This window comes from Pseudomonas sp. GW821-FHT07G06 (genome assembly GCF_058986625.1).
On sequence record NZ_JBYSVW010000001.1, the window covers coordinates 776,464 to 791,758 of the forward strand.

Annotated in this window: 4 protein-coding genes; 1 reads left to right on the plus strand and 3 read right to left on the minus strand. The window is 61.6% G+C overall.

Features of this window, described 5'->3' with window-relative positions; genetic code table 11:
* Positions 1-233: 233 nt before the first annotated feature.
* From AC3WJW_RS03550 to AC3WJW_RS03560, 3 genes are read right to left on the minus strand one after another with little or no spacing between them, the layout of a single operon-like run.
* Entirely contained in the window at positions 234-1,562 is a 1,329-nt protein-coding gene (locus tag AC3WJW_RS03550) for a TolC family outer membrane protein (RefSeq protein WP_493725131.1), read from the minus strand.
* A 1-nt stretch (position 1,563) separates the two neighbouring features.
* Positions 1,564-2,904: an HlyD family type I secretion periplasmic adaptor subunit gene (locus AC3WJW_RS03555; RefSeq protein ID WP_493725132.1), complete on the minus strand. Its 1,341-nt coding sequence runs from the start codon at positions 2,902-2,904 to the stop codon at positions 1,564-1,566.
* A gap of 6 nt (positions 2,905-2,910) precedes the next feature.
* Complete coding sequence (locus AC3WJW_RS03560) at positions 2,911-4,647, minus strand: type I secretion system permease/ATPase (protein WP_493725133.1); 1,737 nt, start codon at positions 4,645-4,647, stop codon at positions 2,911-2,913.
* 672 nt (positions 4,648-5,319) lie between these two features.
* Here AC3WJW_RS03560 and AC3WJW_RS03565 point away from each other — a divergent pair.
* On the plus strand, positions 5,320-15,295 hold a 9,976-nt coding region (locus tag AC3WJW_RS03565; protein ID WP_493725134.1), incomplete at its 3' end, for a peroxidase family protein.

Genomic DNA, 15,295 nt, shown 5'->3' on the forward strand with positions numbered 1-15,295 from the left:
GGGACACAGTTTACAGCCTGGAGCCGGGCGTGGCTTTTGATTTGGAAGCGGATCGAGCAAAAAAGGAATCAAGGGCTTGGTGGGCAAATTTCAACGCTGGCGGTTTTTTCGCGGTCGGCGGCCTTTCTGCGTCGAGGTGCAGCAATGAATGACCGGGTTGAACGCGAGGGGATTTGACGGGGAGGGGCGCACCGGTCTGCCACCATTTTGCTCGACCGGCCGGCAGGTGAACGTTATTTGGTGACCAGCAGTTCCGGGCCGAGGTAGTCGTTGATCTTGTCGATATCGTCGTCGCCCAGGCTGCCCACCGAAGAAGCCAGGCGCAGACGCGACAGCAAATAGCGCACTTTGGCCTCGAACAGATCGTGACGTGCAACAAAGAGCAGTTCTTCGGCATTGAGGACGTCCGAGTTGGTGCTGGTGCCACCTTCCTTGAAGCCCTTGCGTGTCGATAACAGTGAGCGTTCGTTGGACACTACGGCCTTCTCCAGGGCGCGAATGCGTTTGGCGCCGCTGAGTATGCCTTGATACTCACGGGTGGTTCCGGTGATGACTTCCTGACGTGCAGCGTCAAGCTCATCCAGGGCCTTGTCGCTATTGGCACTGGCCTGGCGCGTCAGTGCGCTGACGCCGCCACCGCTGTACAGCGGGATATTGACTTCCAGACCGACCGAGCCGTAGTGGTTGCGTTGGTTCAGCTCGGAAAGCGATTGGCTCTCACCCGCGGTGTAGCCGGCGATGAAATCCAGTGTTGGCCAGTGGCCTGCCCTGTTGCGCTTGACTTCTTCTTCGGCGAGGTCGCGGCTGTAACGGCGCGCATGGATCAGTGGACTATCGGACTGGGCCTTGACCAGCCAGTCCTGCAGGTTGCTCGGTAGCAGCGGCGGTGTATCGAAGCTCGGACGCAAGGTGGTCAGCGATTCGGGAGTCTCACCGATATATTCCTCAAGCTTGGCGCGCGCGTTGACCAGATTGTCCTGCGCTTCGATCAGTTCGGCTTCGGCGAGGTCGCGGCGGGCGGCCGACTCGTCGATGTCGGTGACGGTGCCGGCCCCCAATTCCATGCGCCGTTTCGCCGAGGCGAGTTGCTCATCGAAGGCGCTCAGCTTGGATTTGGCCAGGGTGATGGTTTCGCTGGCCAGGAGCACGTCGAAATAGCTTTCGGCCAGGCGCACCGCGGCGTCCTGGCTCTTGGCATCGAATACCGCGTTGCTGTAGTCGGCACGCTGCTGACCCTGGCGGTACTCGGCCATTTTCTGTTTGTTGAACAGCGGCTGGCGCAGGCGCACGTTGGCGCCCTTGGAGTCGTAGTGCAGATCATTGTCGATGTTGTTCTGGCTTTGGGAACCGTTGACCTTATTGTTGTAGGCCGAGGCGTTGATCTGCGGCAGCAGGCCGGCCTTGCCGATGGCGCGGTTTTCGCCGCCGGCTTGTTTTTCATGCACGGCGGCCTGGTAGATAGGGCCCTGGTACTGCAACAGGTCCCAAGCTTGCTTGAGGTCCATGGCGTCAGCCGGCAGGGCCAACCCCAGCAAGCAGAAGAGCAGGCAATGACGTTCCATTTCATTGTTCCTTGAATGAGCTGTCCACGCGTTCGAGCATTGGTTTAAGAAGATAGCTCATCATGTTGCGTTCGCCCGTCTTGATGGTGACGCTGGCGGGCATGCCGGGGCGAATGTGATTGCTGCCAAGCAGGCTCATGCCGTCGGGCGTGACTTCCACCTGGGCCAGATAGAAGGGTTGCTTGCTTTCCTCGTCCATCAGGCGGTCGGCGGAGATGGTCAGCACGCGGCCGGGGATGTTGGGCGTCTTGGCATGGTTGAAGGCCGGGAAGGAAATGTCCACGGGCAGGCCGGGGACCATCTTGTCGATGGCCTGCACGGGAATCATCGCGTCGACCTGCAGCGGTTCGTTGAGCGGAACGATTTCCATGATCTTGAAACCGGGCTGAATGACCCCGCCGACGGTGGCAATGCTCAGGCCCTGGACCATGCCATCGATGGGCGAGCGAATCACCGTGTGGGTCACTTCATAGTCCAGCGCGCGCAAGCGGTCGGCCAGGGTGGTGTTTTCCTTGGCGGTTTCAGTCAGCTGCGATTCGACTTCCTTGAGGTAATCGTGCTGGCGCTGCAGGATGCGCAGCTTGATTTCGGTGGTCTGGCTACGCACGCGGGCGATGTTGTTGAGGTTCTCGGCCTGGCCGGCAGAGAGGTCGGCGTTGCTGCGTTCCAGCTCGAGCAGACGGTTGCGCGGCACATAGCCTTCAGCCGACAGCACGCGGGTGCCTTGCAGTTCCTGATTGAGGAAACCGATCTGCGAGGCGCGGGCGCTGTAGACCTGTTGCAGGCCCTTGAGCTGTACTGCCGACGCTGCCAGGTTCTCCTGCAGGATGCTGATTTCGCCAGCGAGTCCGGCGCGGCGGGTGTCCAGCAGGCGCTGCTGCAGGTCCATGGCGGCTTCCAGGCGGTAGTCACCCTTGAAGCGCTTGAGCAGCTCGGGATCGTAGGTCACCACATCGCGACCGTCTCGTTCCGCTTCCAGGCGGTTTTCCACGGTCTTGCTGACGATGTACTGAGCGCTGATCGCACCCTCTTCGGCGGTGGCCCGCAACGAGTCAAGGCGGACTACTTCCTGTCCTTTTTTCACTAAATCGCCTTCGCGAACGAGAATGGCCTCCACGGTTCCGCCGGTGAGGTGCTGTACGGCTTTGCGATTGTTGGTGACCTTGACTGTGCCGGTGGCTACCACGCCGGCATCCAGCGGTGCCAGCCAGGACCACAGGAGGAAGCCGCCGAAGCCGGCGAGCACCAGCCACACGCCCCATCGCGCGGGTTTGCCGACATCCAGATCTACCACGCTGCGGGGATCGGCAGGAATCATCTCGGTGTGTTGGCTCAGTTGCATGATCGGTCACTCCCGTGCTTTGACGGAGGCCAGCGGAGTCGACGCGCCTGCTGGCATCACACTGGCCTTGCGCAGCGCTGCGAATACTTCATCGCGCGTGCCAAGCATCTGCACGCCGCCGTCACGCAGCATCAGCACCTTGTCGACGGCGCAGAGTACGTTGGGACGGTGGGAAATCAGGACGACGGTAGCGCCACGGCCCTTGAGTTCGGCCAGCGCATCGACCAGGGCCTTTTCGCCGACGTCATCGAGGTTGGCGTTGGGCTCATCCAGCACGATCAGATTGGGCTCGCCATACAGTGCGCGGGCCAAGGCAATGCGCTGCTTCTGGCCACCGGAAAGCGGGCTGCCATCGGTGCCCAGGCGGGTGTCGTAACCCTGCGGAAAACGCAGGATCATTTCGTGTACGCCGGTGATCTTGGCGGCGCGGATGACCGCTTCACTGTCCACTTCGCCAAAGCGCGCAATGTTGTCGGCGATGTTGCCCTCGAACAGCTCCACGTCCTGTGGCAGGTAGCCGAGCCAGGGACCAAGTTCGCCCTTGTTCCAGGTGAATATGTCCGCGCCGTCCAGACGCACCTTGCCGGCCTGCGCCGGCCAGACCCCGACCAGCAGGCGTGCGAGGGTGGATTTGCCCGAGGCGGACGGGCCGATGATGCCAAGGCTTTCGCCGGGGACAAGGCTGAAGCCCACCCCGCGCAGAATCGTGTTGTTGGTACCAGGGGCGCCGGCATACACATTCTCCACCGCCAGCATGCCCTGGGGCCGCTGCAGCGACATGCTCGGTGGCCGGCGCGGAAAGTCTTGCAGCATCTCGTTGAGCCGGGTCCAGGCCGAACGGCAGCCGAGCAGTTGCTTCCACGAGGCGATGACCTGTTCCACCGGACCCAGTGCACGGCCGGTGAGGATCGAGCAGGCAATCATCATCCCCGGGGTGATCTTGCCTTCGATCGCCAGCAGCGCGCCGGCGCCGAGGATCAGTGACTGCAGCGTGATACGCACGAAGCGCCCGGTGCTGCTGATCAGGGCGGCGCGGTCGGAGGCCAGGGTCTGCATTTCCAGTATGCGCAAATGGCTTTGGAACCAGCGCTTGCTGATCGACGGCAGCATGCCCATGGCCTCGATGACCTCGGCATTGCGCAAGTTGTTGTTGGCGTATTGGGCGGAGGACATGGCGGCCTGATTGGCTTCGGCCAGCGGCTTCTGCGTCGCCTTTTCAGTGAGATAAGCCAGGCCCATCAGAATCAGCGAACCGATCAGCGTGATCAGTCCGAGTATTGGGTGGATCAGATAGGCGACCAACAGGTAGATCGGCGTCCACGGCGCATCGAAGAAAGCGAACAGGGAGTTGCCGGTGACGAACTGGCGAACCTGGGAGAGATCTTGCAGGGCCTGGGCCGGATTACCTCCGGCGCGGCTCAGGTTGCGTTCGAATGCCGCGTTGAAAATGCGTCGGTTGAGTTCCATGTCGAGGCAGTTCCCGACCCGGATCAGCACCTTGGTGCGGACCATTTCCAGCGTGGACATCAACAGGAAAAGACCCACCACCAGCACAGTCAGCATCGTCAGTGTCGTGACGTTGCGACTGACCAGGGCTCGATCATAGACCTGCAACATATAAATAGCTGGCGTCAACATCATGACGTTTATGACGCCACTGAACCCTGCCAGCGTGTAAAAGCTGCGCCGCATGCGAAATAGCGCGTCGGACAGTTCGGAACGGATGCTCGACTGCTTGGGCATGGTGATCCTCCCACTTCGAAAAGGCGGTTGCCCTTGGGGCGCAACAGCTAACAGTAAATGTAGTCCCTTAAACGACTTATGCACGCGCAGGCTGGTCGCTCTGTGGATGGCGAGTCTTCCGAAATCTCTGCGTTGCTCCCTTATGCAGGAGCGTAGGTCGCGCTGAAACAGTCCGAAATAACATTTCGCTCTATACCTGCACTCAACTTTCTATATGTCGTTTAAAAACAGCTAGTTGTGGCCACTAAACACCAGTCGTCAGTTTTAACGACGTAATATTGACAAAGATTTGCTATGGAACTTTAGTCTTAGTTATCGGGGGGCCCGCCCGCCTGAAGCTTGTCATTGTTTTGGCAACGCAAGGCGCGGTGATTTCCCGGAAGGAGCAGAGCATGTCGATCATTGCGTTCTTTTGCAGAGTGAAGGGGCTTTCCAGCAAGTTTGCCTTTACCTCCTGTTTCCATGGCCCGCCCAGGGCGCGTACTCGCTCTGCCTGACCGTTCGGCGAGCCATTCACTACGCGAATTCCAGGCGCGTATCCCGGGTCCCGGGTAACGCCAGCTCTCTCGCTAAAAAACAAGACCAACAAACTGCACAAGCCAGCACGTGACTTGGCGCGGATGGACTTTCTCGTCCCGTGCCTTTACCCAGACAGATCGAGGGCAATCCAAAATGGCCAATTTCAACAAGTCGGACCTGGAGTTCATCCTCAAGCAAATCTTTATCGCTGAAGCGCATGCCGACGGCGCCAGCCTCACTGATTTGCTACCCAACAGTCAGGTGCCATTCGGCCTGCGCACCGTCGATGGCAGCTTCAACAACCTGGTCACCGGCCAGAGCGAGTTTGGCGCCGCGGACAATGCTTTCCCGCGCCTGCTTCAACCCTCGTTCCTGCCGGATTATGTCGGGACAGGGACGGTGGTCGACCCGCAACCACGGATCATCAGTAACCTGATAGTCGACCAGACCGCCAACAACCCGGCGGCCTATGCCTCAGCTTTCGACCCAGGACTGGACGGAGTGCTCAACTTCGGCGTCGTGGGTGCGGGTAATGACGACGTACTCAAGGAGGGCGTAGAGATAGTCACCAGCCCCGGTCTGGATGGGGTGTTCGGCACGGCCGATGACAAGGACGTGTTCTTCATGCCCAACGTGTCGCCCGATGTCGGCCTGACCGCCAGCTTCAACTCGTGGATGACCTTCTTCGGCCAGTTCTTCGACCACGGGCTCGACCTGGTCACCAAGAGCGCGACCGATATCGTTTTCGTTCCGCTGCAAGCGGACGATCCGTTGTTCGTACCGGGCAGCCCGACCAATTTCATGGTGCTGTCACGTGCCGTGCGTACCGCCGGCGCGGACGGCGTAGTCGGCACGGCCGATGATGGCCAGACCAATACCACCTCGCCGTTCGTCGACCAAAGCCAGACCTACAGCTCGCACCCCTCGCATCAGGTGTTCCTGCGCGAGTACGTCCTCAACGCGGCCGGTGACCCTGTTGCCACGGGACGCCTGATTACCAACCGCGATCTCGGCGCCGATGGCATATTCGGTACTGCCGATGATGGCGCCGGTGATGGCATGGCGACCTGGGCAGTGGTCAAGGCGCAGGCCCGTGACATGCTTGGCATCAACCTGACCGACGCCGATGTGCACAACGTGCCTTTGCTGGCAACCGATGCGTACGGCAACTTCATTCGCGGGCCCAACGGCATGCCGCAGGTAGTGATTCGCGTCAGTAATGGTGCCGACGGCATCGCCGGGACAGCGGATGACGTCACGCAACTGATCGAAGGCAACCGGGCTGCTCCGATCAGTCTGACCAACGCCGTGAGTACCGGGCACGCCTTCCTCGACGACATTGCCCACAATGCTGCACCGGTCGTCGTCGGTGGCGTTCTGCAGGCGGATGCCGACACTGCAGTCGGCAATGCGCAGCCCGTTGGCCCGGGCGGCAACAACCTGACCTATGACAACGAACTGCTCGACTCCCACTATATTGCCGGCGACGGCCGGGTAAACGAGAACATCGGCCTGACCACCGTGCACCATGTGTTCCACTCCGAACACAACCGTCTGGTCCAGCAGTCCAAGGACACCATCCTTGCCTCCGGTGACCTGGCCTTCCTCAATGAGTGGCTGGCTGACGACGTGACGGCGATACCGACTACACCCGCCGGGATCGCGGCGCTGGTGTGGGACGGTGAACGCCTGTTCCAGGCCGCCAAGTTCGGCACCGAGATGCAGTACCAGCATCTGGTGTTCGAGGAGTTCGGGCGTACCATTCAGCCACAGATCGACGAGTTCCTTGCGCCCAGCGGCTATGACACCTCGATCAATCCGGCAATCCTCGCCGAGTTCGCCCACGTGGTGTACCGCTTCGGCCACTCGATGTTGACCGAGACCGTCGATCGTTTCGATCCCGCATTCAATCCGCTGCTCACTGATCCGAACAATCCGGACTCGCAAATGGGTCTGATCGCGGCTTTCCTCAATCCGCTGGCGTTCGCCGGCAGCGGAGCGACCGCGGACGCAGCGGCAGGCGCGATCATTCGTGGTGTGACTCGCCAGGTCGGCAACGAGATCGACGAGTTCGTCACTGAAGCCTTGCGCAACAACCTGCTCGGTCTGCCGCTCGATTTGCCGACTCTGAACCTGGCGCGTGGCCGCGACACTGGCATCCCTACCTTGAATGAAGCGCGTCGTGAGATGTACGCATCGACCGGCGACAGCCAACTGAAGCCGTACATCAGTTGGGCTGACCTGGTGGACCACCTCAAGCACCCCGAGTCGCTGGTCAACTTCATCGCGGCCTATGGCACGCATGACACGATCACGTCGGCGACTACGCTGGCAGGCAAACGCGCAGCGGCCCTGGCGCTGGTATTCGGTGGCGCGGGTTCGCCTGCAGACCGCCTGGACTTCCTCAATAGCACCGGTGCCTGGGCCAACGTAACGCAGCCTGGCCGAGATGGGATACTGGGTACCGCAGACGACCTGACGGGTGTGACGATCACGGGCCTCGACGATGTCGACTTCTGGGTCGGCGGCCTCGCCGAGCAGAAAATGCCGTTCGGCGGCATGCTCGGCTCGACGTTCAACTTCGTGTTTGAAACCCAGATGGAGGCATTGCAGAACGGCGACCGTTTCTACTACCTGTCGCGTACCGCGGGCCTGAACTTCGGCACTGAGCTTGAGAACAACTCCTTTGCCAAGCTGATCATGCTCAACTCCGATGTCACCCACCTGTCGAACACCGTGTTCCTGACGCCGACGTTCACCCTCGAGGTGAATCAGGCCAATCAGTTCACCGGCCTGGGCGCGGACGGCAGGGCCGATCCGACGGGCGGCATCATGATCAACGGCGTGGAGGTCGTGTCTCTGGTGATTCGCGACAACCCCGAGACCGTAGGTCCGGATACCAACTATCTGCAGTACACCGGTGAAGACCATATCGTCATGGGCGGCACCGCCGGCAATGACATCATCATTTCCGGTGAAGGCGATGACACCGTTTACGGTGACGGCGGCAACGACCGCCTCGAAGGCGGCGCCGGGAATGACGCGGTACTGGGCGGCGCGGGTGATGACATCATCAGCGACTCGTTTGGCGACAACCGTCTGGAAGGTAATGACGGCAACGATGTGATCGTGGCCGGCAGCATGCTGGTGGGTGGCAACCTGATCCTGGGTGGCGACGGCCAGGACTTCATCATCACCACTGAAGACATCTCCCTTACCTTCGGCGGCCAGGGTGACGACTTCATCCTCGGTGCCAAGACCAACCTGCCGGCTACCGGTGGCGAAGGCGATGACTGGATCGAGAAGGGCACCCAGGACGGTGCGCCTGGCGATAACGCCTCGCCGTTGCTCACTGACGATGTGATCGGCAACGACATCTTTACGGGTGGCGGCGGTTTCGACGAAATGATCGGCGAGGGTGGCGATGACATCTTCGTTGGCAGCGATGCCCAGGACAAGATGGACGGCATGTCCGGCTTCGACTGGATCACCTACAAGAACGACAGGGTCGGCGTGACCGCTGACCTGACCATGGCCGCGCTGGCGCAGCCACACGGCAATACGCCAAACCAGAACACCGGGGTGTTCAATCCGGTCGGCGCCTCGCCGGCCTCGATTCTCGACCGTTTTGCCGAGATCGAGGGCTTGTCGGGTTCGAGTTTCGGCGACGTGCTCAGGGGCGATAATGTCGATGCCGACACCATCATCAACCACGGTGGTGCCACGGGCAGTGCGCTGACCAATGTCGCGTTGATCCGCGGACTGGCCCAGTTCCTGGCTGATGCCGGCTTGCCAACCACCGGCTTTGCCACTGGCAACATCATCCTTGGCGGCGATGGCAGTGACCTGATCGAGGGTCGCGGTGGCGATGACCTGATCGACGGTGACAAATGGATCAACGTCAGGATTGCCGTTTATGCCCCTGGCGACGTCAACCATACCGGTCCCGAAATCGCCTCCTTCGACAGCATGGTCGATATGATCCCGCTCATGCTGGACGGTACCATCAACCCTGGTCAGCTCAAGGCCGTGCGGGAAGTCATGCCCGGCATCTCGACTGACGGGGAGGCCTTCGACACCGCCATTTTCTCCGGGGTTCAGGACGAGTACACGGTGACCGTCGACGACCGCGGCACCGACGATCTGGCGGATGACGTCTATACGGTGACAGACAGCGTAGCGGGCCGTGACGGCACCGATACCCTGCTGCATATCGAACGCCTGCAATTCGCCGATGACCAGCTGGTGCTGGTGGATGGGCTCAATGCCCAACCGACTGGCAGTCCGACTATCACCGATGGCAACGGCGGCGCGATCGTCGTGGGCGACACGCTGACTGTCAGCGTGGCCGGGCTGCGCGATGCCGACAACATCACGGGGGGTAATCCACTGGGCTTGATCAACGGCTCCGTGTCCTACTACTGGCAGTTCGAGTCAGACCCAGGCAGCGGCGTTTTCGAGGACATCATCCTGTTGCCGGCCGGCGACCTGGCGTTCCAGAGTGCCGACGGTACCACGTTCAAGGTCTCTCCCGACCTTGCCGGGTTGTCGTTGCGCGTCAAGGCAATCTACCAGGATGCTCATGGCACGACTGAAATGATGTTCTCGCAGCCGACTGCCGTGGTGGCTCCCGGCACGCCGGTCGTACCGACGGCGCCGGTACCGGTGGTGGATGCCACCTCGGGTGGTGCCGGTCTGCACATGGTCCGCTCCGACCTCAACTTCATTCTTGACCAGATCAAGATTGCCGAGGCTGATGCGGCCGGTCAGGACATCCTCTCGCTGATCCCGAACATCCGCGCGCCGTTGGGCCTGCGTACGGTCGACGGGTCGAACAACAACCTGATGAACCTCAACGGCAACGATCACACCGAGTTTGGTGCCGCCGACAACCTCTTCCCGCGCGTGAGCGATCCGGTCTTCAACCCAGCGGAAGGGGGGACGACGTATGCGAGCAACGGCGGCCTTGTGATTGACTCGCAGCCGCGCACCATCAGTAACCTGATCGTCGATCAGACCGCCAACAACCCGGCGGCCTATGCCACGGCTTTCGACCCGGGCGCGGACGGTGTGCTCAACTTCGGCCTGGCGGGTAATGACGACGTGCTCAAGGATGGCGTATCGATAGTCGCCAGTCCCGGCCTGGACGGTCAGTTCGGTACTGCCGACGATCGCGATGTTTATCTGTTCGAGAACACCACGGCGGATGCGGGGCTGTCAGCTCCGTTCAACGCCTGGATGACCTTCTTCGGGCAGTTCTTCGATCATGGCCTGGACCTGGTGACCAAAGGCGGTTCGGGCACTGTCTTCATTCCGCTTCAGCCGGATGATCCATTGTTCGTCCCAGGTAGCCCGACCAACTTCATGGTCCTGACCCGCGCGACCAACCAGCCAGGGGCGGATGGCATTCTCGGCACCGCCGACGACATCCATGAGCACACCAACACCACCTCGCCGTTCGTGGACCAGAACCAGACCTACAGCTCGCACCCGTCGCATCAGGTGTTCCTGCGCGGTTATGAACTGACCGCCGACGGCCCTGTCGCGACAGGCCGGTTGATCACTAACCGTGACCTGGGGGCGGATGGTACGTTTGGTACCGCTGACGACGTTGAAATTGGTGGCATGGCAACCTGGAAGGTGGTCAAGGCCCAAGCGCGCGATGTGCTGGGCATCAACCTGACCGACGCCGATATCGACAGCGGCCCGCTGCTGGCGACTGACGCCTATGGCAACTTCATCAAAGGGCCGAACGGCTTCCCGCAAGTTGTCATTCGGGTGAACAACGGGGCAGACGGCATTGCCGGCACCGCCGATGATGTCACTACGCTTGTCGAAGGCAATCCGGCCAGTCCGGTAAGCCTCGTGAACGCGGTGCGCACCAGCCATGCCTTCCTCAACGACATCGCCCACAACGCCGTGCCGGTCGTTACCGGCGGGGTTCTGCAGGCGGATGCCGACACCCTTGTCGGCAATGCGCAGCCTGTTGGCCCTGGCGGCAACAACCTGACCTATGACAACGAACTGCTCGATGCCCACTACATCGCCGGCGACGGCCGGGTCAACGAGAACATCGGCCTGACCGCGGTGCATGCGATCTTCCACTCCGAGCACAACCGCCTGGTCCAGCAAACCAAGGACACCGTGCTCGATTCGGGTGACGTGGCCTTCCTCAACGAGTGGCTGCTCACTCCGGTGGTCACCTTGCCAACCACCCAGGCTGAGTTCGATGCGCTGCAGTGGAATGGCGAGCGCTTGTTCCAGGCTGCCAAGTTCGGCACCGAGATGCAGTATCAGCACCTGGTGTTCGAGGAGTTTGCGCGGACCATCCAGCCCAACATCGACCTGTTCTTCGCACCGACCCAGGTCTATGACGTCGACCTCGATCCTTCGATCGTCGCCGAGTTCGCCCACACCGTGTACCGGTTTGGCCACTCGATGCTGACCGAGACTGTCGATCGCTATGACATCGACTTCAACGTGATAGGCGATCCGGCCAGCGCCAATCCCGATCAGCAACTGGGCTTGATCGCGGCGTTCCTCAACCCGTTGGCGTACGCCGCCAGTGGCGTGTCGCCAGAGGATGCGACCAGTGCGATCATCCGTGGGGTGACCCGGCAAGCCGGTAACGAAATCGACGAGTTCGTCACCGAGGCGCTGCGCAATAACCTGCTCGGCCTGCCGCTCGACCTGCCGGCGATCAACATCGCCCGTGGCCGCGACGTGGGGATTCCTTCACTCAACGCGTTCCGCCGCGATATCTACAGTCAAACCGGTGACACCCAACTCAAGCCGTACAACAGCTGGGTCGACCTGGTGCAGCACCTCAAGCATCCGGAGTCGTTGATCAACTTCGCCGCCGCCTATGGCACGCATGACACGATCACGGCGGCGACCACGCTGGAAGGCAAACGCGCTGCAGCGATGGCGCTGGTCTTTGGTGGTGTGGGGGCCCCGGCTGACCGCCTGGACTTCCTCAACAGCACCGGTGCCTTTGCCAACGTGACGCTGCCCGGCAGGGATGGGATCGCGGGCACTGCCGACGACCTGAGAAATGTCACGATCACGGGCGTCGATGCCATCGATATGTGGATTGGCGGCCTGGCCGAACAGAAAACTCCGTTCGGCGGCATGCTCGGCTCCACCTTCAACTTCGTGTTCGAGAACCAGCTGGAAAAACTGCAGGACGGCGATCGCTTCTACTACCTGGAGCGTACCTCTGGCCTGTCGATGAATGCGGAGCTTGAAAGCAACTCGTTCGCCAAGCTGATCATGGCCAACACTTCGGCCACGCACTTGCCGGGCCTGGTGTTCTCGGATCCCGGGTTCTACCTGGAAGTGGATCAGGGCAGGCAGTTCAACGAAGGCCTGGTCTCCGTCGATCCGCTCGGCCCGAACGGCGAGCAGGTGGTGTTCCGCGACAACCCGCTGACCGCGGGGCCGGACACCAACTACATTCGCTACAGTGGTGACGAGCACATCGTGCTGGGTGGCACCGAGGGCGCAGACATCCTCGTCTCCAGTGAAGGCGACGACACGGTCTGGGGTGATGGCGGCAACGATCGCATCGAAGGCGGTGACGGCAACGACCAGCTGCGTGGCGGCGCTGGCGACGACATCATCACCGACACCGGTGGCGACGATAACATCCAGGGTGGCGACGGCAACGACGTGCTGCACGGAGGCAACGGCGTCAACCTGATCATTGGCGGGTTCGGCAACGACTTCATCGTGACCGGTGAGGACGCCTCCGAAGCCATTGGTGGCCAGGGCAACGACTTCATCCTGGGCAGCAAGGCCAACGAACAGGACATGGGTAACGAAGGCGACGACTGGATCGAGAAGGGCACTTCGGACGGTGCACCTGGCGACAACTTCGACCCGCTCGGCAACGACCCTGTGATCGGCCACGACGTCTACATCGGCGGCAGCGAGAACGATAAGTTCAACGGCGAAGGCGGTGACGACATCATGGTCGGCAGTCTCGGCTTGGGTGACCGCTATATCGGCGGCTCGGGCTATGACTGGGCGACCTTCAAGGATCTCGCCCAGGGCGTGAGCGTCGATTTCAGCGACCGCTTCTTCGATGTGCCACCGATGCCGGGTTCGGGCGCTTCGGCGCTGGTGCGTTTCGACATCATGGAAGGCCTGTCGGGTTCGTCCCACGGTGACTTCCTGCGCGGTGACAGCGAAGATGCGACATCGCTGCCTACTGCGGGTGCAACCGGCAGTGTGCTGACCAACATCAGCCTGATCGACGGCCTGGCGGCTCTATTGCCAGCCGGAGCGACGTTCTTCGACGGTGGCAACATCATCCTCGGCGGTAGCGGCAGCGACCTGATCGAAGGCCGCGGTGGTGACGACATCATCGATGGTGACAAGTGGCTGAACGTGCGCATCAGCGTACGGGCGAATGCTGATGGAAGCGGCGCGGAGATCGCCACCTTCAACAGCATGGAACCCCTGGTGCCGTTTATGCTCAACGGTACTTACAACCCGGGCCAGTTGGTCATCGTGCGGGAGATTCTGACCGGCACTGACAACTTCGACACGGCGGTGTATTCCGGTAATGCGTCGGAGTACAGCGTCACCGTCGACGGCAATGCCGTCATCGTGACCGACCTGGTGGCGGGCCGTGATGGCGTGGATCGCCTGACGGGCATCGAGCGTCTGCAGTTCGCTGACCAGGCGCAGGCGTCCGGCGTCGGCACCGCTGTGAACAGTGCACCTGTGGGGCGTCTGGCGATCCTCGATGCTACCACCGGTGCGCGTGAGAATACGCCTGTCGCCGGCCAGCTGTTGCGCGTCAGCGATCGGTCGTTACGCGACGCAAACAGTGTGAGTGCGGCCAATCCGACCGGTGCGGTTACCGGTGCGGTGTCTTACTACTGGCAGGTCGAAAACATCCCGGGTTCGGGTGTCTTTGAAGACATCACCGTTATCGCCGCAGGCGAGGCTTCGCGGGTGACTGGCGCAACCTATCTGGTGGCGGACGATGTCGCCGGTCTGAACATCCGCGTTCGGGCGGTGTATCAGGATGGCAATGGTACGCTGGAGATCGTCGACTCGTCGGCGAACAACGCACCGACCGCTGGGCCGGGCATCCTCGGGTTTGCGTTTCTGAACGAGGTGCTGACCGCCGACCTGTCGACCATCGTCGATGTCGATGGCCTCAGCAATCCGCAGTTCACCTTCCAGTGGCAGGAGACCAATGGGGTGACCTTCGTCGACATCGCCGGAGCCACTGCCAGCACGTTTGCGCTTGGCCAGGCTCAGGTCGGTGATCAGGTGCGCGTGGTAGTCAGTTACGTGGATGACTTCGGCGTGGCCGAAACCGTTACGTCCGACGCCACGGCCCCGGTGGCCGCCGGTGAAGTGTTTGTCGGTACCGCCGGTGGCGACCTATGGGTCGGCACGGCAGGCAACGACGTGGCCAGCGGAGGGGATGGCAACGACTTCCTGAACGGCTTGGGTGGCAACGACATCCTCAATGGTGACGCGGGCAATGACATTCTTATCGGCGGTATTGGTGCCGATACGATGGCCGGCGGAGTCGGCAGCGATATCTACGAAGTCACCGACCTGGGGGACGTAGTGATCGAGCTCGCCGGTGCCGGCAACGACTCGGTCTGGACCTCGCTCGCGAGCTACACCCTGGGTGCCAACATCGAGGGTCTGTATTTCGGCGGCAGCGGCCACTTTACGGCCATCGGTAACGCGCTCGCCAACACGCTCGTGGGTGGTGCGGGTAACGACGTCCTCATCGGCGGCGCAGGTGCCGACACGATGGCCGGCGGAGTCGGCATCGATATCTACGAAGTCACCGACCTTGGGGACGTGGTGAGCGAGCTCGCCGATGCCGGCAACGACTCGGTCTGGGTCTCGCTCGCAAGCTACACCCTGGGTGCCAACGTCGAAAATCTGTATTTCGGTGGCAGCGGCAACTTTGCGGGCAGCGGCAACGAGCTCCACAACACGATCGTGGGCGGTGCGGGTAACGACGTCCTCACCGGTGGCGCAGGTAACGACGTCATTATCGGTCGCGCAGGTGCCGACACGATGGCCGGCGGTGGCGGCAGCGATATCTACGAAGTCACCGACCTTGGGGACGTGGTGAGCGAGCTCGCCA